This window comes from Polaromonas sp. LjRoot131 (assembly GCF_964252805.1).
GTDB lineage: Bacteria > Pseudomonadota > Gammaproteobacteria > Burkholderiales > Burkholderiaceae_C > Polaromonas.
The window spans coordinates 1-19,399 of record NZ_CAXUPF020000007.1 but is presented as its reverse complement, the minus strand read 5'-3'; the positions used below and the strand labels follow the sequence as shown (position 1 = coordinate 19,399).

General features: G+C 64.0%; 19 protein-coding genes and 1 pseudogene. 14 read left to right on the top strand and 6 right to left on the bottom strand.

Annotation, left to right across the window (positions count from 1 at the left end; genetic code table 11):
• Window positions 1-183: 183 nt before the first annotated feature.
• The 7 genes from ACSQ27_RS22985 to ACSQ27_RS22955 all read left to right on the top strand — a co-directional run bounded on the left by ACSQ27_RS22985 (window position 184) and on the right by ACSQ27_RS22955 (window position 3,822).
• Complete coding sequence (locus ACSQ27_RS22985) at window positions 184-1,029, top strand: ZIP family metal transporter (protein WP_436157818.1); 846 nt, start codon at window positions 184-186, stop codon at window positions 1,027-1,029.
• Between the two features lie 137 nt (window positions 1,030-1,166).
• Window positions 1,167-1,394: a hypothetical protein gene (locus ACSQ27_RS22980; protein ID WP_436157817.1), complete on the top strand. Its 228-nt coding sequence runs from the start codon at window positions 1,167-1,169 to the stop codon at window positions 1,392-1,394.
• Window positions 1,394-1,693: a hypothetical protein gene (locus tag ACSQ27_RS22975; protein ID WP_436157816.1), complete on the top strand. Its 300-nt coding sequence runs from the start codon at window positions 1,394-1,396 to the stop codon at window positions 1,691-1,693. Before ACSQ27_RS22980 ends, ACSQ27_RS22975 begins: the two co-directional genes overlap by 1 nt.
• Before the next feature lie 2 nt (window positions 1,694-1,695).
• A complete protein-coding gene (locus ACSQ27_RS22970; protein ID WP_436157815.1) occupies window positions 1,696-1,827 on the top strand; it encodes a hypothetical protein in 132 nt (43 codons plus the stop codon).
• Between the two features lie 121 nt (window positions 1,828-1,948).
• Window positions 1,949-2,152 carry a hypothetical protein gene (locus tag ACSQ27_RS22965; RefSeq protein ID WP_436157814.1) on the top strand — a complete coding sequence of 68 codons (204 nt, stop codon included), beginning with the start codon at window positions 1,949-1,951 and terminating at the stop codon, window positions 2,150-2,152.
• A 74-nt stretch (window positions 2,153-2,226) separates the two neighbouring features.
• Window positions 2,227-3,495, top strand: a complete 1,269-nt coding sequence (locus tag ACSQ27_RS22960; protein ID WP_436157813.1) for an FAD-dependent oxidoreductase — start codon at window positions 2,227-2,229, stop codon at window positions 3,493-3,495.
• Between the two features lie 147 nt (window positions 3,496-3,642).
• Window positions 3,643-3,822, top strand: a complete 180-nt coding sequence (locus tag ACSQ27_RS22955) for a hypothetical protein (protein ID WP_436157812.1) — start codon at window positions 3,643-3,645, stop codon at window positions 3,820-3,822.
• 70 nt (window positions 3,823-3,892) lie between these two features.
• Here ACSQ27_RS22955 and ACSQ27_RS22950 read toward each other — a convergent pair whose 3' ends face one another.
• From ACSQ27_RS22950 to ACSQ27_RS22935, 4 genes are all read right to left on the bottom strand, one after another.
• A complete protein-coding gene (locus ACSQ27_RS22950) occupies window positions 3,893-4,228 on the bottom strand; it encodes a hypothetical protein (protein WP_436157811.1) in 336 nt (111 codons plus the stop codon).
• 188 nt (window positions 4,229-4,416) lie between these two features.
• A complete protein-coding gene (locus ACSQ27_RS22945) occupies window positions 4,417-5,316 on the bottom strand; it encodes a sulfurtransferase (protein ID WP_436157810.1) in 900 nt (299 codons plus the stop codon).
• 10 nt (window positions 5,317-5,326) lie between these two features.
• A complete protein-coding gene (locus ACSQ27_RS22940; protein WP_436157809.1) occupies window positions 5,327-6,229 on the bottom strand; it encodes a DMT family transporter in 903 nt (300 codons plus the stop codon).
• A 103-nt stretch (window positions 6,230-6,332) separates the two neighbouring features.
• Window positions 6,333-7,451, bottom strand: coding sequence for an aromatic ring-hydroxylating oxygenase subunit alpha (locus ACSQ27_RS22935; RefSeq protein WP_436157808.1), 1,119 nt, complete (start codon window positions 7,449-7,451; stop codon window positions 6,333-6,335).
• Window positions 7,452-7,731: 280 nt separating this feature from the next.
• Here ACSQ27_RS22935 and ACSQ27_RS22930 point away from each other — a divergent pair, with 280 nt between their 5' ends.
• The 6 genes from ACSQ27_RS22930 (at window position 7,732) to ACSQ27_RS22905 (ending at window position 14,964) form a co-directional block, all read left to right on the top strand.
• Window positions 7,732-7,989: an exodeoxyribonuclease VII small subunit gene (locus tag ACSQ27_RS22930; protein WP_436157807.1), complete on the top strand. Its 258-nt coding sequence runs from the start codon at window positions 7,732-7,734 to the stop codon at window positions 7,987-7,989.
• 56 nt (window positions 7,990-8,045) lie between these two features.
• Complete coding sequence (locus ACSQ27_RS22925; protein WP_436157806.1) at window positions 8,046-8,966, top strand: polyprenyl synthetase family protein; 921 nt, start codon at window positions 8,046-8,048, stop codon at window positions 8,964-8,966.
• Between the two features lie 71 nt (window positions 8,967-9,037).
• Window positions 9,038-10,948, top strand: a complete 1,911-nt coding sequence (gene dxs / locus ACSQ27_RS22920) for a 1-deoxy-D-xylulose-5-phosphate synthase (protein WP_436157805.1) — start codon at window positions 9,038-9,040, stop codon at window positions 10,946-10,948.
• Between the two features lie 272 nt (window positions 10,949-11,220).
• Window positions 11,221-12,300 (top strand): TRAP transporter substrate-binding protein, encoded by a 1,080-nt coding sequence (locus ACSQ27_RS22915; RefSeq protein ID WP_436157804.1) that lies wholly within the window; start codon window positions 11,221-11,223, stop codon window positions 12,298-12,300.
• 269 nt (window positions 12,301-12,569) lie between these two features.
• Window positions 12,570-13,649 (top strand): TRAP transporter substrate-binding protein, encoded by a 1,080-nt coding sequence (locus ACSQ27_RS22910; protein ID WP_436157803.1) that lies wholly within the window; start codon window positions 12,570-12,572, stop codon window positions 13,647-13,649.
• 235 nt (window positions 13,650-13,884) lie between these two features.
• Entirely contained in the window at window positions 13,885-14,964 is a 1,080-nt protein-coding gene (locus tag ACSQ27_RS22905) for a TRAP transporter substrate-binding protein (protein ID WP_436157802.1), read from the top strand.
• 159 nt (window positions 14,965-15,123) lie between these two features.
• Here the strand turns inward: ACSQ27_RS22905 and ACSQ27_RS22900 are convergent, their stop codons facing one another.
• Together ACSQ27_RS22900 and ACSQ27_RS22895 are read right to left on the bottom strand one after the other, a co-directional pair.
• On the bottom strand, window positions 15,124-16,917 hold the full coding sequence (locus ACSQ27_RS22900) for a TRAP transporter large permease (protein WP_436157801.1): 1,794 nt from the start codon (window positions 16,915-16,917) through the stop codon (window positions 15,124-15,126).
• Between the two features lie 15 nt (window positions 16,918-16,932).
• Entirely contained in the window at window positions 16,933-17,532 is a 600-nt protein-coding gene (locus ACSQ27_RS22895) for a TRAP transporter small permease subunit (protein ID WP_436157800.1), read from the bottom strand.
• A gap of 466 nt (window positions 17,533-17,998) precedes the next feature.
• On the opposite strand from ACSQ27_RS22895, the pseudogene ACSQ27_RS22890 reads away from it, so the two are divergent.
• Window positions 17,999-19,399: pseudogene (locus ACSQ27_RS22890) on the top strand (RHS repeat domain-containing protein); the annotation flags it as partial.

Sequence of the window (19,399 nt, the reverse complement as noted above, 5' to 3'; positions counted from 1 at the left end):
TCATGCCCGCCCGGGTCGGCGGCTTTTTTTCATGCCCCCTTGACACGCTTGATAAGATAAAAACAACCCCGGCCGCAGGCATCTGGATGCCACGCCCGGGGTTTTGTCGTCTGTGGTGTAACCTCCATGGGTGTTTGTGAATGACTTCGGGCTCCAACCCAATAAATACGAGCGTAAGCAGCTATGACTTTGCTAGCAATCTTGATGGGAACCCTGGCCGCCGGCATCGGCAGCGTGTGGCTGGCGGCTTTGCTGAGCTTTGGCTTGCTGGCCCGCTATACCCAGCACATGCTGAGCCTGGCCGCCGGCGCGTTGCTGGCCACGGCTTTCATGCACCTGCTGCCCGAGGCCTTCGAGAGCCAGGCCGGCGCCAAGGAGCTGTTCGCCACCTTGCTGGTGGGGCTGGTGTTCTTCTTCCTGCTCGACAAGGCCGAACTTTGGCACCACGGCCATGAGCACCATGGCGGCGAGCACCGCGGCCCCGAAGTGACAGCGCATGCGCAGCACGACCATACCGGGCACGTCCATGCCGCGCACAGCCACCACGGCCACCATGGCCATGAGCATGGCGAGAGAAAAGCCGGCGGCTGGGCCGTGCTGGCCGGCGACAGCGTGCATGCCTTCGGCGACGGCATCCTGATCGCCTCGGCCTTTATGGCCGACCTGCGGCTGGGCATCGTCGCCTCGCTGGCGGTGCTGGTGCACGAGGTGCCCCACCACATGGGCGACCTGGTGGTGCTGCGCCAGACCTCGGACAACCGGCGCGCCGCCCTGGTCAAGGTCTCGCTGGCCGGCGCCGTGACCGCGCTGGGCGGTGTAGCGGGCTATGCGCTGGTCGACCAGCTGTATGACTACCTGCCGTTTTTCCTGATCATGGCTTCAAGCAGCTTTATCTACGTCGCACTGGCCGACTTGATCCCGCAGCTGCAAAAACGCGTGACCGCCCGCGAAACCGTGGCCCAGATCGCCTGGCTGGGCATAGGGATAGGCCTGGTCACGCTGATCAGCGGGATGGCGCACCACCACTGAAGCCCGGCGGCACCGCTGTCAGACGGCGCCTGACAAGGTCTGGGCTTGGCGGCCTATAGGGCGGGCCGGGGCGGAGAGGGAAGATGAGTTCAGCATCCTCCCAAAGCCCCGTTCCATTGTGCAAAGGCAGGCCCGCCATGAACTTCCATTCAGAACCCAGCACGGTTTCCAGTGCCTTCCGCCCGTCGACCGCCTTCGGCACCGGCGAGCCCCTTCGTAAGGCATCGCAGCACAAGCCGCGGATTGTCCGCCGCCCGCGTGCCGCCGCCTACATCGCGTTTTTTGTCACTGTCTTCGCCAGCATGGCCGCCGCCGCGGCGCTGGCGACGCACGACATCCCGCTCATGGTGGTGGGTTTGCTGTGATGAGCGCCCGACGCAGCCATTCGCCGGACGGCGGCGTTCCGCTGGGTGCCGGTTCGCCCGACGAGCCGGCGCACACCTTGCCGGCCGAACCAGTGCAGATCACCAAAGCCCCAGCCGGAAAAACCGATAAAGCCGAAGCGGCGCAGCCGCGTTCCGGCACCCGCAAGCGCCCGGGCAATGAGGAACCCGAGCCGACACTCGAAGACGACCTGCCGTCCGACGGCCGCGACACAAAAGGCGAAGCCATGATCCGGGATTTGCCGCGCCAGGCCGGGAAGACCGGGAAGAAGGAAAAGTAGCCGTGGCCACCAACCCCAACGTTCCCCCGCCCGAGCCGCTGCCGCCCCTGGACACGCCGCCGGACCCGGGCGAAGTGCAGACCACACCCATGCCAATGACGCTGAAACAGGCGGAAAAGCGCCGTCGGCAATGAAATCAAAACCGGTGTAATGTCATAGGGCTCCCTCTGGGGGGCGGCAGGACATGCGCGGCGGGCCCCGACAAGGCCCGTTCCGGACCTCCTGCAGGGTTTGACTGCTCCAGGGAGAACCGACATGCCGATCGATACCGCGCCAGAGGGTGCCGAGTTGCTGCACCAGCCCGTCGTAAAACCGTTTCCCGAGATCAGCCCCAAACACCCTCACCATGTCCACCACGCCGAGGGTGACGGCCACAACCATGACGACGATGACGGTGCGCCGCCCGGCATTTCATCCGGCGCAGGCCAGAACCCGGGCCTGGTTCCGCCGCCGGGCTAGCCTCTGTCTGAAGCTTGCGCCGGCCGGCAAGCTTGTTTAAGGTCGGGAGACTTTTCTTCCCCGCAGGAGACACCATGGCCGACATTCTCAAGGTTCGCTGCTGCATTGCCGGCGGCGGCCCGGCCGGCATGATGCTGGGCCTGCTGCTGGCGCGTGCCGGTGTGGAGGTGCTGGTGCTCGAAAAGCATGCCGACTTCCTGCGCGACTTTCGCGGCGACACGGTGCACCCGTCCACCCTTCAGGTGATCCACGAACTGGGCCTGCTGGACAAATTCCTGGCGCGCCCGCATGACGAGGTCAGCGAGCTGCGCGCGGTGGTCGGCGGCACGGAGGTGGTGCTGGCCAGCTTCAAGCGCCTGCGTATACGCTGCCAGTTCATCGCGATGATGCCGCAGTGGGAGTTCCTCGATTTTGTGCGCGACGAGGCCGAACTGTTCCCGAGTTTCCGCCTGCTGCAGAACGCCGAGGTCACCGGCGTGATCGAGGACGGCGACAGCGTCACGGGTGTGCGGGTCATGACGCCGAACGGCCCCTTGCAAGTGCAGGCGGACCTGGTCATAGGCGCGGACGGCCGGCGCTCGACGGTGCGCGCCGCCGCCGGACTGGTGGTGCGCGACCTCGGCGCGCCCATCGACGTGCTGTGGATGCGGCTGCCCAAGCTGCCCGGCGACCCTTCCACCACAGGCGGGCGCATCACCACCGGCATCTTCCTGGCCATGATTGACCGCGGCAGCTACTGGCAATGCGCCTATGTGATTCCCAAGGGCGGCATCGAGGTGGTGCGCGAACGCGGGCTGGAGGCCTTCAAGGCCGACATGGTGAAGGTGGCGCCGCTCTTCGCGGGCCGCATGGATGCGCTGGTGAGCTGGGATGACGTCAAGCTGCTGAGCGTGACGGTGGACCGGCTGGAGCGCTGGCACAAGCCCGGCCTGCTGTGCATAGGCGACGCGGCCCATGCCATGTCGCCGGTGGGCGGCGTCGGCATCAACCTGGCGGTGCAGGATGCGGTGGCGGCGGCCAATGCGCTGGCGGCGCCGCTGGCCGATACGCGCGTGGGCACGGCGGCCCTGACGCCTTTCCTGGTCCAGGTGGAAAAGCGGCGCCTGCTGCCGACCCGCCTCACCCAGGCGGCCCAGGTGGCTATCCAGAACCGCCTGCTCAGCCCGGTGCTGGCGGCGCGCGGCACCGAGGCGCCGCCCATGGCGCTGCCCTGGCCTTTGCGGCTGATGCGCCGCTGGCCGCTGCTTCAGGCGCTGCCGGCTTATGCGGTCGGCGTGGGCGTGCGGCCCGAGCATGTGCGCTCGCCGGTGCGGCTCGTCGCCCAGGACGGCGGGACTTTGTAGGCTTTTTCCTACGTCATGGGCAGGCATTGCCTACAACTGCCATGCCGCGCGGCTTTTAAAGTGAATTGAACGGATCTCAGGATTCCCATGACAGCAGGCGCGGCGGACCGTCCGGAAAGCCGGTGCCTGCAAGCCAAGGAGGCCCCCATGAAAAGCAGCAACACCCTTCACGCCCACAAACCCGAGCCCAGCCCTTCCAAAGGCCAGGTGGGGGACAGGCCGGACAACGGCTCCAGAAGCAGCCGCGGCGCCGGCCCCACCTCGGGTGCGCGGCTGGACAACCCGCACAAGCGCATACGCCTGACGGGCCACGGCCGCGCGCACTGAAGACACGGGCGCGGCGGCCGGCCCGCACTCGACCCATCGAAAAACCCCTACAGCCCTGTGGGACGCTGTCTCATGGGGCATACCCGCAAGGCGCCGCTAAATTGATGTCTGGCTGGCGTTCAGCCAATTCGCCGATCGACAGATTGACTTTCACCTTTGACTTTTCATTTTTCATAAAAGGAACAAACATGCACGCATCCAAATTCAAACCCGCTGCTGCAACGGCCGTCGCCCTGGCCGCCCTGCTGGCGCTGGGCGCCTGCGGGAAAAAAGTTGAGGACACCGGCGCCGCGCCTTCGTCTTCGTCCTCTCCTTCCTCGTCCTCCAGCACGCCTTCCACGCCCTCTACATCGTCAACACCCTCCACCAGCAGCAGTTCGACGGGCTCGTCCAGCACCAGCCCCATGCCGACGCCGGAGTCCAGCGCGGCTGTCTCGAACTCGGGTTCGACGGCACCTGGTGTACCGGCAAGCGGCAGTACTAAATAAAGCTAAGGCGAGTTGCCACCGGTCCCTTGCGGGCTCAAAAAAAGCCACCCGGCTGACCAGGTGGCTTTTTTTTTGCGCAGACGGACCGCCCTGAAGGAAGAAGGCCCTAGCCCTGCGCCACCGGACGCTTCGGATCGCTGCACCAGTCGCTCCAGCTGCCGGCGTAGAGGCCGGTTCTGCCCAGGCCGGCGACTTCCATCGCGATCAGGTTGGGCACGGCGCTGACGCCGCTGCCGCAGTGGTGCACCACGCTTGCCGGTTCGCGCCCGGCCAGCAGGGTTTCAAACTCGGCCTTGAGCTGTGCGGCCGGCTTGAACTTGCCGTCGGGCCCGATGTTGTTGCTGAAGGGACGGTTCAGCGCGCCGGGGATGTGGCCTGCCACCGGGTCCAGCGGTTCCACCTCGCCCTTGAAGCGCGGCGTGGCGCGCGCATCGACGATGGTCTGGGCTGGCCGCCCCAGTTGCGCTGCCACGGTATCGACCGACACCAGCGTAGCCCTGGCCGGTGCCAGCAGGAAGCTGGCCTGGAAATGCGCGGGCTCTTCGCCGCTGTTCACCGCGCCGCCCGCTGCCTGCCAGGCCTGCAACCCTCCGTCGAGCACGGCGACGTTTTCATGGCCGGCCCACTTGAGCATCCACCAGAGGCGCCCGCAGTAGTTGGCGCCGTTGCGGTCGTAGACAACGGCCTGCATCTCGTTGCCGAATCCGACGCTGGAAAGCCAGGTGGTGAACCTCTCGCGATTGGGCAGCGGGTGGCGCCCGCCGGACGCCGGCGCGTCGGCGCCGCTGGCGGTGATCACCCCGTGGGCGCCGGGTACGCCGTGTTTGGCGCTCAGCGCGGTGTCCAGGTTGGCATACACGGCGCCGGGAATGTGCGACGCCAGGTACTGCTCATGGCCGATGTTCGGCTTCATCAGTTCAAAGGTGCAGTCGAAGATGCGCAGCGGTTTGGCCGAGGCGACCAGGGCTTGCAGTTGCTCTGCAGAAATCAGGGTGGTGTAGCTCATCTCATGCTCCTTAATGCTCTTCAGCGGGGGCGTTGGGCGCGGCGCGGGCGCGTAAAACCGTTGCTGCAATCGCGCTCACGATGATGAGCGCCATGCCGGCCCAGCCGATCAGGGGAATATTGTCGCCAAACACGATCAGGCTGTAGAGGGCCGCGAACACAATCCCCGAATATTGCAGGTTGGCCACCATCAGCGTGCCGCCGTGGTTTTCCGACATGGAGTAGGCCTTGGTCATGGCCAGCTGGCCCAGCGAGGCCAGGATGCCGATGGGCGGCAGCCACAGCGCGTGCTGCCAGTTCCAGGGTGTTACGCCCATGACGGCCATGCCCAGCGCGCCGGCCACCGCCGTGCCCACGGCAAAGTAAAACACGGTGCGGGTTTCAGGCTCGCCCATGCGCGAGATCGCCATGACCTGCATATAGGCAAAGGCGGCGCCCAGGCCCGACATCAGGCCCACCAGGCCGGCAAAGGTCTGGTTCTGGTCTATGGCCGGGCGCAGCAGCATGACCACGCCGGCGAAGCTCGCAAGAATGGCCATCACCAGGGGCCCCTGGCTGGGGCCTTTCTGGCCGGCCTTGCCCAGCATCAGCGCGCCCCCGACCAGGAAGGCGGCAATCCACACGCTGCTCATGTAGTTGAGCGTCATGGCGGTCGCCAGCGGCAAATGGGCGATAGCGTAAAACCAGGCCGACAGCGACATCACGCCGATCACGCTGCGCCAGGCGTGCATGGCCGGGTAGCGGGTAGCCAGCGTGATGCCGCGCGCACGGGCATAGGCGGCCATGAAGACGATGCCCAGGATGCCGCGGTAGAACACCAGCTCGGCGCTGTTGAAATGCTCCGATGCGAACTTGACGCAGACCCCCATGGTGGCAAACATGAACGAGGAAAAAATCATCCAGACGGCTTGCATGGCGGGGTGGGCTCAGTGAAAGGGGAAGGGGAGGGTGGAATGAAAAATGGCTGCGGCCCCACGGGCGCGCGGGACTGCAGCCATCATATGCACAAGCACGGGGTCAAATCATCTGTGTGGTTTTGCTGGCGCCCATCTCGCGGCGGTACCACTCGTGAAAGTGCTGCATGCCGTCTTCCATGGGGCTTTGGTAGGGGCCGAACTCGTTGTCGCCGCGCAGCATCAGGGCCTTGCGGCCGGCGTCCATGCGCAGGGCGATCTCGTCGTCTTCCACACAGGTTTCCATATAGGCCGCCTGCTGCGCTTCGATGAACTCGCGTTCGAAGGCGCAGATTTCCTCGGGGTAGAAAAACTCCACCACGTTGAGCGTCTTGTCCGGGCCCTGCGGATGCAGCGTGCTGACCACCAGCACATGCGGGTACCACTCGACCATCACGTGCGGGTAGTAGGTCAGCCAGATCGCGCCGTACTTGGGCGGCACGCCCTTGCGGTACTGCAGCACCACGTCGTGCCATTTTTTGTAGGTGTCGGTGCCGGGCTTGCCGAGCTTGTCGGACACGCCCACCGTCTGCACCGAATAGTCGGCTTCCAGCTGCCAGCGCAGGTCGTCGGTGGTGACGAAGCCGCCCAGCCCGGGGTGGAAGGGGCCGACGTGGTAGTCCTCGAGGTAGACCTCGATGAAAGTCTTCCAGTTGTAGTTGCACTCGTGCAGGTGCACCTTGTCGAGCTGGTAGCCGGAAAAATCGAGGTCGGCATAGGTGGCCAGCTGCGACATCTCGGCCGCGACGTCGCGGCCGTTGTCCTCAAACACCAGGCCGTTCCAGGTGGTGGTCTTGTAGCGGTTCAGGTTCAGGCAGGGGTCGATCTCGAAGTGCGGCGCGCCTATGAGCTCGCCCGAGGTGTTGTAGGTCCAGCGGTGCAGCGGGCAGACGATGTTGCTGCCGGTGTTGCCGCGTCCCTGCAGCATGGTCGACTGGCGGTGCCGGCAGACGTTGGAGATCAGCTCTATGCCCGAGGCATTGCGCACCAGCGCACGGCCTTCGCCTTCGTGCGGCAGGGCGTAGTAGTCGCCCAGGTTGGGCACGGCCAGTTCGTGGCCCAGGTAGCGCGGCCCGCGCGCGAACAGCTTTTGCTGCTCCCGCTGGTACAGGCCCGCGTCAAAGTAGCTGGAGATCGGGAGCTGGCTGGTGGCCTGCAGGAGACGAAGGCTGAGATCAGACATGCAAATTTCGGTGAACATGCCGCCGCGCGAGGCTTGGAGGCAGTTGACAAACGAGGGAAGCAGGCTGAGCGACAGCCCACGGATGAAAACAAGGCCGGGTATCCCGCGGCGGCGATGCCGCTGTTATCGAGAACTGTTATCAATTGTACCCGTGCGGGGTAAATCCGGGGACTTGGCGCGCCGCCACCGGATAATGCGAACATTGCATTTGCAGGCCCTGGATACCGGGGCCTGCAATCCCTCCGCAACGGCCTAAAATCAGGCCTTCATCCAAAGAAACATGGCCAAAAGCGCTTCATCCTCCGCTTCTCCCACGCCCGCCGTCCCGGCGCTGCCCGCCAGCTATGAGGCCGCCCTGCAGGAGCTCGAGGAGCTGGTGGACAGCCTGGAGTCCGGCCAGCTGCCGCTGGACCAGTTGCTGACCGGCTACCAGCGCGGCGCGCAGCTGCTCAAGTTTTGCCGCGACAAGCTCGAGGCCGTGGAAACCCAGATCAAGGTGCTGGAAGGCACGGAACTCAAGCCCTGGGTGCAGGAGTAGGGGGCGCGAGCCGCCTGCCAGACACCCGATGACCCAGACACAACCAGAGACCCCGATTGAACGCCCCTGAAAAACTGCCCCTGTTCACCTTGAGCGACTGGAGCGCAAGACAGCTTGCCACCGTCGAACAAGCCCTGTCCCGCTGGGTGGCCTGCCCCACCGATTCCCCCGCGCCCGCGGGCCTGGGCGACGCCATGCGTTATGCCGTGCTCGACGGCGGCAAGCGCCTGCGCCCGCTGCTGGTCATGGCCGCCTGCGAAGCCGTCGGCGGCAATGCCGAAGCCGCCTTGCGCGCCGCCTGCGCGGTCGAGCTGATCCACGCCTATTCGCTGGTGCACGACGACATGCCCTGCATGGACAACGACGTGCTGCGCCGCGGCAAGCCGACAGTGCACGTCAAGTTCGGCCAGGCCCAGGCGCTGCTGGCCGGCGATGCGCTGCAGGCCCTGGCCTTTGAATTTCTCACGCCCGAAGGCGGCGCCGTCGACGCCGCCACGCAGGCGCGGCTGTGCCGCATGCTGGCCCAGGCGGCCGGCTTCCAGGGCATGGCCGGCGGCCAGGCGATTGACCTGGCCAGCGTGGGCATGCCCTTGAACTCGCAGCAGCTGCACGAAATGCACCGCCTCAAAACCGGCGCGCTGCTGGAGGCCAGCGTCATGATGGGCGCGGCCTGCGGCGCCGCGACACCCGCCGCCCAGCAAGCCCTGCGCGACTACGGCGCGGCGGTCGGCCTGGCTTTCCAGGTGGTCGACGACATCCTTGACGTCACCGCCGACTCCGCCACGCTGGGCAAGACCGCCGGCAAGGACGCCGCCCAGGACAAACCCACCTTTGTTTCGCTGATGGGGCTGGAGGCCTCCAAAGCCTATGCGCAGCAGTTGCTGGCCAAGGCGCTGGCAGGCCTCGACGCCAGCGGGCTGGCGCGCACCGAAGCCTTGCGCGCGTTGGCCGACATGCTGGTCAACCGCCACCATTGACCAGGACTGAACGACAGACAGAACGACAGACAGGGACAGAGGATCCGGCCTCGCCATAACAACGACACACGATGTACCCATTGCTCGACACCATCCAAAGCCCCGCCGACCTGCGCAAGCTGCCGCGCAGCGGCCTGAAACCCCTGGCCGACGAACTGCGCGCCTTCGTGCTCGACAGCGTCTCCCAGACCGGCGGGCACCTGAGTTCCAACCTCGGCACCGTGGAGCTCACGGTGGCTTTGCACTACGTTTTCAACACGCCCGAAGACCGCCTGGTCTGGGACGTGGGCCACCAGACCTACCCGCACAAAATCCTGACCGGCCGGCGCGAGCGCATGGGCAGCCTGCGCCAGTTCGGCGGGCTGTCGGGTTTCCCGCGCCGCGACGAAAGCGAGTACGACACCTTCGGCACCGCGCATTCCTCGACCTCGATCTCCGCCGCGCTGGGCATGGCGCTGGCCGCCCAGCAAAAGGGCGAAGACCGCCATGCGGTGGCCATCATCGGCGACGGCGCCATGAGCGCCGGCATGGCCTTCGAGGCCCTGAACAATGCAGGGGTGCACGACCACTGCAAGCTGCTGGTGGTGCTCAACGACAACGACATGAGCATCAGCCCGCCCGTGGGTGCGCTGAATCGCTACCTGGCCCAGCTCATGAGCGGGCGCTTTTACGCATCGGCCAGGCACATGGGCAAGCAGGTGCTGCGCGTGGCGCCGCCACTGCTCGAGCTGGCCAAGCGCCTGGAGTCGCATGCCAAGGGCATGGTGGTGCCGGCCACGCTGTTTGAGAACTTCGGCTTCAACTACATCGGCCCCATCGACGGCCACGACCTCGAGTCGCTGGTTCCCACGCTGGAAAACATCAAGCACCTGATGGACACCCAGGGCGGCCCGCAATTCCTGCACGTGGTCACCAAAAAAGGCCAGGGCTACAAGCTCGCCGAAGCCGACCCCATCGCCTACCACGGCCCCGGCAAGTTCGACCCCGCCATGGGCCTGCAAAAATCCAGCGCGCCGGCCAAGCAGACCTTCACCCAGGTCTTCGGCCAGTGGCTGTGCGACATGGCCGAACACGACGCCCGCCTGGTCGGCATCACGCCGGCCATGCGCGAAGGCTCCGGCATGGTCGAGTTCCACAAACGCTTTCCCGGGCGCTACCACGACGTCGGCATCGCTGAACAGCACGCGGTGACCTTTGCCGCCGGCATGGCCTGCGAAGGGCTCAAGCCCGTGGTCGCGATCTATTCGACCTTCCTGCAACGCGGCTACGACCAGCTGGTGCACGACGTGGCCCTGCAAAACCTGCCCGTGGTGTTCGCACTCGACCGCGCCGGCCTGGTCGGCGCCGACGGCGCCACGCATGCGGGCGCTTACGACATCCCCTACCTGCGCTGCATCCCCAACATGAGCGTGGCTTGCCCCGCCGATGAACGCGAATGCCGCAAGCTGCTGTCGTCCGCCTTCGAGCAAAACCATCCGGTGGCCGTGCGCTACCCGCGCGGCGCCGGCGCCGGCGTGGAGCCCGAAGCCGGGCTCGAGGCACTGCCCTTCGGCAAGGCTGAAGTCCGCCGCGAAGGCACGGGCGTCGCCATCCTGGCTTTCGGCACGCTGCTCTACCCGGCCCTGCAAGCCGCCGAAAAACTCGGTGCCACGGTGGTCAACATGCGCTGGGCCAAACCGCTCGACACCGAACTGCTGCTCAAGATAGCCGCCAGCCACGAAGCCCTGGTCACCGTCGAAGAGGGCGCCATCATGGGCGGCGCCGGCAGCGCCGTCAGCGAAGCCCTGCAAGCCGCCGGCGTCGCCAAACAAGTGCTGCACCTGGGCCTCAAAGACGAGTTCATCGAACACGGTGACCCGGCCAAACTCCTGGCACTGCAAGGGCTGGATGCCGCAGGCATCGAAGCCGCCATCACGGCGCGCTTCGCCACGCTGCTGGCAACCGGCAAGCCCGCCAAACCAACGCTCAAGTCCGTCGCCTAAGCACAGACTTCGCCGCGTCTCTTCAATCCAGCATGAGCCGCGGAACCGGCTTTGCCGGGCCGCAGGCGGGTGGCCCCCTCGGGGGGCAGCGACCCACACGAAGTGGGGGAGCGTGGGGGCCATGTTCAGCTTGCTGTCAGCTCTTCAAGGGTTTACCCGCCCGGTCCGCACCTCCCTCATTTCTAGAATTCCCCAGGACCTGCAAAAGCAGTCGCTCGGGTGCATGCGCCCGGTCACGGATTTTCATTTTTCACACTTTCGGAGTCAAGCTGATGGATCGTCGTTCACTCATCAAGCACGCGGGCGTTGCCGGCGTTCTGGCTGCAGGCATTGCGCCTGCCGTTCATGCACAGGCCGCCGTTCGCTGGCGCCTGGCGTCCAGCTTCCCCAAGTCGCTGGACACGATCTACGGGGGTGCCGAGGCCTTTGCCAAACATGTCAGGGCTATTTCGGGCGGCAAGTTTGAAATCTCGGTCCATCCGGCCGGGGAGTTGATGCCCGCATTCAGTGTGGTTGACGGCGTGCAACAGGGCACCATTGAGGCGGCGCACACGGCACCGTATTACTTCTTCGGCAAGGACGAGACCTTCGCCATCGGCGGTGCGATTCCCTTCGGCCTGAACAGCCGCCAGATGAGCGCCTGGACCTTCGAGGGCAACGGCCTGAAGCTGATGCGCGAGTTCTATGCCAAATACAACATGATCAGCTTCCCCTGCGGCAACACCGGCGCGCAGATGGGCGGCTGGTTCCGCAAGGAAATCAAGTCCATCGCCGACATGAAGGGCCTCAAATTCCGCGTCGGCGGTTTTGCCGGCAAGGTCATCGAACGCCTGGGCGGCGTGCCGCAAAACATCCCCGGCGGCGAAATCTACCAGGCGCTGGAAAAAGGCACCATCGACGCGGCCGAATGGATAGGCCCCTACGACGACCAGAAGCTGGGCTTTAACAAAGTGGCGCCCAACTACTACTACCCCGGCTGGTGGGAGGGCGGCCTGCAGCTGGACCTCTACATCAACCAGAAGGCCTACGACGCGCTGTCGCCTGAATACAAGGCCATCGTGGAAGCCGCCAGCGCGGCTGCCCACGTCGACATGCAGGCGAAGTACGACGCCAAGAACCCCACGGCCCTGAAGCAACTGGTGGGCGCCGGCGCCAAGCTGCGCCCCTTCCCCGCGGACGTCATGAATGCGGCTTTCAAGGAATCCATGAAGCTCTACGAGGAGCTGTCGGCGAAGAACGAGAACTGGCGTAAGGTCTATGCGGATTATTCGAAATTCCGCGGCGACCAGAACCTGTGGTTCCGTTTCACCGAAGCCACCTTCGACCGCTTCATGCAAAGCCAGAAGCTGTAAGCCGGCACCCCGCCCAGGCAAGCGCCTGGGCCCCCCGGACTGAGCACGCCTGTACGCGGCGCTTGCCGGAAAAAAGCCGCCCCTGCCGGGCGGCTTTTTTTTTGGCGAAATCTGTTGCTCTCTACGGGTAAGAACGGGGTGGTTTTATGGAAAAGAGTGACAAAGTGTCCATGCTCCGCCGGCGTGTCCGGGTCATTGCAACTATTGCAGTACCCGGCCCCGCCGCGGACCCCCAACGGAAAACTTCAATAACTTCAGGAGAGAGTTTTATGGATCGTCGCTCACTTATCAAGAATGCCGGCATCGCCGGCGTACTGGCCGCCGGCGTGGCGCCTGCCGTTCATGCCCAGGCGGCCGTCCGATGGCGCCTGGCCTCCAGCTTTCCCAAATCGCTCGACACCATCTTCGGCGCCGCCGAGGTGTTCGCCAAGGCCGTCAAGGCCATGTCGGGCGGCAAGTTCGAAATCTCCGTCCATTCGGCCGGCGAACTGATGCCCGCCTTCGGCGTGGTCGACGGCGTGCAGCAGGGCACCGTCGAGGCTTGCCATACCGCGCCTTATTATTTCTTCGGCAAGGACGAAACCTTTGCCTTGGGTTGCGCTATTCCCTTCGGCCTGAACAGCCGGCAGATGAGCGCCTGGATGTACGAAGGCAACGGCCTGAAGCTGATGCGCGAGTTCTACGGCAAATACAACATCGTCAATTTTCCCGGCGGCAACACCGGCTCGCAGATGGGCGGCTGGTACCGCAAGGAAATCAAGTCGCTCAAGGACATCAAGGGCCTGAAGATGCGCATCGGCGGATTCGGCGGCAAGGTGCTCGAGCGCATAGGCGGCGTGCCGCAGAACATCCCCGGCGGCGAGATTTACCAGGCGCTGGAAAAAGGCACCATCGATGCCGCCGAATGGGTGGGTCCCTATGACGACCTGAAGCTGGGCTTCAACAAGGTCGCGCCTTTCTACTACTACCCCGGCTGGTGGGAAGGCGGCCCGCAGCTGGACTTCTTCATCAACAACAAGGCCTTCGATGCGCTCACGCCCGAGAACAAGGCCATCGTCGAGGCCGCCGCGGCCCAGGCCCACGGCGAGATGCAGGCCAAGTACGACGCGAAGAACCCCGGCGCCCTCAAGCAGCTGGTGGGCGCGGGCACCAAACTGAGGCCTTTCCCCACCGACGTGATGAACGCCGCCTTCAAGGAGTCCATGGCCTTGTACGACGAGCTCAGCGCCAAGAATGAAAACTGGAAAAAAATCTACGCCGATTATTCCAAGTTCCGCGCCGAGCAGAACCTCTGGTTCCGCTTCACAGAGGCCACCTTCGATCGCTTCATGCAAGCCCAGAAACTGTAAATTCCCCGGGGCCTTGGCGCCCCGTCAGGAATCTGCAAGCCGCCTCTCACAGGCGGCTTTTTTATTTCAGGAAACCTAGGGGTAAGAACGGGGTGATTTTGAGAGGGAAAGCTGACAGAATCCGAGGTTGACTTCGCTTGAGCACGCCGCCTGTACGGGCCGTGCCGGCTTGAGCGGTCCGGCGGGTCCTGAATGAGGGGCCCGCACATTCGACAACCCTTCAGGAGATAGTATTTTGGATCGTCGCTCCCTTATCAAAAACGCCGGCATTGCCGGCGTTCTCGCTGCCGGCATCGCCCCCGCAGTTCACGCGCAGGCCACCATCCGCTGGCGGCTGGCTTCCAGCTTCCCCAAGCCGCTGGACACCATTTACGGCGGCGCCGAAGTGTTCGCCAAGAAGGTCGGCGAGATGACCGGCGGCAAGTTCCAGATCAGCGTGCATGCGGCCGGTGAATTGATGCCGGCATTCGGTGTGGTCGACGGCGTCCAGCAGGGAACGGTCGAAATGTGCCACACCGTGCCTTATTACTATTTCGGCAAGAACGAGGCCTTCGCCATCGGCGCGGCCATTCCCTTCGGCATGAACTCCCGCCAGATGTCCGCCTGGATGTACGAGGGCAACGGCCGCAAGCTCATGAACGAGTTTTACGCCAAATACAACATGGTCAGCCTCCCAGGCGGCAACACCGGCACCCAGATGGGCGGCTGGTTCCGCAAGGAAATCAAGACCGTGGCCGACCTGAAGGGCCTGAAGTTCCGTATCGGCGGCTTCGCCGGCAAGGTGGTCGAGAAGCTGGGCGTGGTTCCACAAAACCTGCCCGGCGGCGAAATCTACCAGGCCCTCGAAAAGGGCACGCTGGATGCCGCCGAGTGGGTCGGCCCTTATGACGACCAGAAGCTCGGTTTCGCCAAGGTGGCGCCGTTCTACTATTACCCCGGCTGGTGGGAAGGCGGTCCTGAAGTTGATTTTTTCATCAACAACAAGGCGCTCGAAGCTCTGCCCGCGGAATACAAGGCCATCGTCGAGACCGCCGCCTCGCACGCGCACATCGACATGCAGGCCAAATACGACGCCCGCAATCCCGGTGCGCTGAAGCAACTGGTGGCCGCCGGCACCAAAGTGCTGCCTTTCCCCACCGCGGTGCTTGAAGCCTCTTTCAAGGCTTCCATGGACCTGTACGAAGAGATCGCCGCCAAGAACCCGGACTGGAAAAAGATCTACGGCGACTACCGTGCGTTCCAGCGCGACCAGATCCTCTGGTTCCGTTTTGCCGAATCACGCTTCGATACCTTCATGCAAAGCCGCAAGATGTAAGGATCGGATCCATTCCACCCAAAAGCCCCGCGAAGCGGGGCTTTTTTGCGTCCGGCTTTTGCCTGGCCTGGTTTCCCTGCCTGCCCGGCATGCCTCCGGTCCATGCAAAGGGCAAAAAAAAGCCCCGTACCGACGGGGCTTGGAGAAGCGGAAATCCGCCTATTTCTTTTTCGCGGCTTCTTCAAGCGCCTTCATGGGGTCGACCTCGGCGGATGGCGCGGCCTCCGGCACGGGCATGCCGCTTGTGGCGTCAGAGGCTCCGGGCTCGGGCGCGGGCGCGAATGGATCCGGTGCCGGCTCCACGGCGGGCATGTTGTTTTCCATCTCGATGCGCACCTTGTCCAGGTCATAGACCTGCTTTTTGTCCAGGCCGCTGGAGACGATGCCGGGGAAGGCAATGATCAGCCCGACCATGATGACCTGGATCAGCACGAAGGGCACCGCGCCCCAGTAGATTTGCATGGTCGTCACCGGCTCGATCAGCTTTTTGCTGATTCTGTCGGTATAGGCCTTGATGGGTGCCACGCTGCGCAGGTAGAAAAGGGCAAACCCGAACGGCGGATGCATGAACGAGGTCTGCATGTTCACGGCCAGCAGCACGCCGAACCAGATCAGGTCGATGCCCAGCTTTTCCGCGACCGGTGCCAGCAAGGGCACCACGATGAAGGACAACTCGAAGAAGTCCAGGAAGAAAGCCAGAAAGAAGATCAGCAGGTTGACCACGATCAGGAAGCCGGTCTGGCCGCCCGGCAGGCCGGTGAGCAGGTGCTCGACCCATTTGGGGCCATCTACGCCCTGGAAGGTCAGGCTGAACATCGTGGAGCCGATCAGGATGAACACCACGAAGCAGGACAGCTTGGTCGTGGTCGCCAGGGCCTGCTTGAGCAGCGAGAAGCTGAGCCGGCGCCGCACCATGGCCATCACGAAGGCGCCCAGCGCGCCCATGGCGCCGCCTTCCGTCGGGGTGGCGATGCCCAGGAAAATCGTGCCCAGCACCAGGAAGATCAGCAGCAGGGGAGGGATCAGGACGAAGGTGACGCGCTCGGCCATGCGGGAGAGCAGTTTCAGGCCCGTGACCTTGTTGATCACGGCGATGACGAACGCCAGCATGACACCCGCGCACATGGACACGACGATGGTCTCGTCCGTTGCCACCGTGGTGACCGGCACACCCGTCACCCAGCTTTGCACGGCCGCGTAGTGTTCGCCGAAATAAAATGCGATGGCGGTCGAAACAACGGTCAGGACCAGCAATGAAGGCAGGCCGTTCTTGCCGTTGTCTTCGCGTATGGTCCGGGCTTCGGCCGGCAGTGCGGGCACCCAGTGCGGTTTGAAGATCGCCAGGCCCACGACGTACAGCACATACATGCCCGTCAGCGCGAAACCGGGGATGAAAGCCCCTTTGTACATTTCACCCACGCTGCGGCCCATCTGGTCGGCCAGCACGATGAGCACCAGCGACGGCGGAATGATCTGCGCCAGCGTGCCCGAGGCGGCGATGACGCCGGCGGCGATGCGCCTGTCGTAGCCGTAGCGCAGCATGATGGGCAGCGAGATCAGGCCCATGGAGATGACGGACGCCGCCACGACACCCGTCGTCGCGGCCAGCAGGGCGCCCACGAAGATCACGGCAAGCGCCAGGCCGCCGCGGACCGGGCCGAACAGCTGGCCGATGGTGTCCAGCAAATCCTCCGCCATGCCGCTGCGTTCAAGAATCAATCCCATCAAGGTAAAGAAGGGAATCGCCAGCAACGTGTCGTTCTGCATGATGCCGAAAACCCGCAGCGGAAGCGCCTGCAACAGCGCTTCCGGCAGCACGCCGAGCTCCACGCCGACAAAGCCGAAAAACAGTCCGCAGGCGCCCAGGCTGAACGCCACCGGAAAACCCATCAGCAGGAAAACGATCAGCCCCAGGAACATGATCGGGGCGAGATTTTGAATAAAAAATTCCATGAAAGTGTCTCCCGGTCAGCCGGCGTTGGTTTTTGTTTCCGCGAGCCTGCGGATGGCTTCGGCCAATTCTTCTTCGGCGGTTTTTTCCACCTTCTTGACGGTCGGGTCCTCGATCAGGCCCTTGAGGAATGCAATGCGCTTGATCAGCTCCGACCAGCCCTGCAGCAGCAGCAGCGTGAAGCCGAGCGGGATCATGGCGTAGACAGGCCAGCGGATTAGGCCGCCGGCGTTGCCGGAGACTTCACCGGACTGCAGGCCGCGCAGGAAAAACGGGATGCCGTAGTAGAGCAGGGCGACGCACACCGGCGTCAGGAAAATGGTGAAGCCGATGATGTCCACCCAGATCTGCCCGCGCTTGGACAGCCGGCTGGAGACCACGTCGATCTTGACGTGCTCGCCCTGCAGCAGGGTGTAGCCGGCCGCGATCAGGAAGGACGCGGCAAACAGGTACCACTGGACTTCAAGGTAGGCGTTGGAACTCACGTTGAACACCTTGCGGACGATGGCATTGATGCCGCTGATCACGGTGGACGCCAGTATCAACCAGATGACATGCTTGCCGATCTGTGTGTTGAGCCAGTCCACCGCATTGGAAAACTTCAGTAATGCGCGCATTGTTGTCTCCGGGGTAAAGGGAATCCGCATAAAAATTCATCCGGAGTCCCCGCTTTTGCGGTGAGTCCGGATGAGTCTTTGTAGCCAGGAAATTCTATAAAGAACTATAGAAGGCAAGCTGACAACATTTTGACGGTAGGCCCCTGGAAACCTAGGGGTAAACACGTGTGTCGCTCTGGTTTGGTGCCTGTTACACGCAAGCGCCTGACTGGCGCTACTTTTAGCGATTCAGCCGGCCATGACTTTAAGGCCGCTGTTGCCCCTCCAGCACGCCTCAGCACCTGCACCCCGCGTCCGGCGCGCGGGACGCCAGCAGGCGTTGTGGGTCTCAACGCAAAGATTGTTTGCACTTTCCAGCAATCAATGTCCGGCTGCGGACAAAGGCGCCAGAACTGCCCTGCCACGGCCGGAATAATCCACGGCAAATTCCGATCCACTCAAAAAAAACAGAGGGCAGGGAGCAAAGATGAAACAGCACAGCACCAAGCGTGTTGCAGCCCTGTGGCTGCTGGCCCTGTTGGGCCTGTGGGGCAGCCAGGTCCAGGCCGACACCCAGACGCGCAGCAGCAGTTTTGAATATGATGCCAGCGGCCTGCTGGTCAAGGAGGTGGTCGAACCGGATCGCCCCAACGACTGCTTGCAGACCAGCTATAGCTACGACGCCTACGGCAACAAGACCTCGGTCACCACCGCGGCCTGCGCCGGCGCCACCGGCTATACGATTGCCAGCGCAGCGACGCCCCGCAGCGCCAGCAGCAGCTACGGCAGCGACGGCCGCTTTCCTTTGAGCACCAGCAATGTCCTGGGCCAAAGCGAAACCAAGCAGTATGACCCCCGCTTCGGTGCGCCTACGAGTCTGGTGGGCCCCAACAGCCTGGCCACCCAATGGGAATACGACGGCTTTGGCCGAAAGAGCAAGGAAACCCGTTCCGACGGCACCTACACCAGTTGGGCCTACAAACTCTGCACGGAAGCCGGCACCAACTGCCCAGCCCCGATAGGCGGCGCGGTGACCAAGTGGGTCGCCATCGAACAAAGCTACGCGGCCAATGCGGTCGCCAGCACCCCCGAGAAGCGCAGCTACTACGACACCCTGGGTCGCGTCGTGCGCAGCCAGACGGCAGGCTTTGACGGCGCAGGTGCTGCGCCTGTCCTGGTGCAGGACACCGAATACGATGCCCTGGGCCGTGTTTCGCGAAAATCCAATGTCTACAAGCTGGTAGGCGGAACCGCCTACTGGGCCCGCTATACCTACGATGTCCTGGGCCGCGTCACGCGTGAAGAGTCGCCCGACTCCGATGCCACAGGCGGCATTGCCGTCACCACCTTTAGCTACAGCGGCCTGACCACGGTCACGACCAACAGCAAGGGCCAGACCAAAACCAGCACCAAGAATGCCCAGGGCCAGGTCGCCCAGGTGGCCGACACCCAGGGCAACACGGTCATCTACAGCTACGACGCGCTTGGCCAGCTGCTGAAAACCAACGCCGCCGGCTCCATCACCACCATGGCCTACAACCAACGCGGCCAGAAGATCAGCATGGCCGACCCCGCTATGGGTGCCTGGGAGTACCGCTACAACGCCTTTGGTGAACTCGTCTGGCAACGCGACAGCCTGGGCCAGGCCGTCACCATGGCCTATGACACCTTGGGCCGCGTGATCCAGCGCACCGAACCCGACCTGGTCAGCCAGTGGAGCTATGACAAAAAGTTTGACGGCAGCGCCTGCGGCAAAGGTGTCGGCAAGCTCTGCGAAGCCAAGGCCGACAATGGCTACAAACGTGTCCAGACCTATGACGCACTCGGACGGCCCAGCAGCACCGCCACCGTGCTGGACAACCCGAGCACCCCCGCGGTCGTCAGCGTT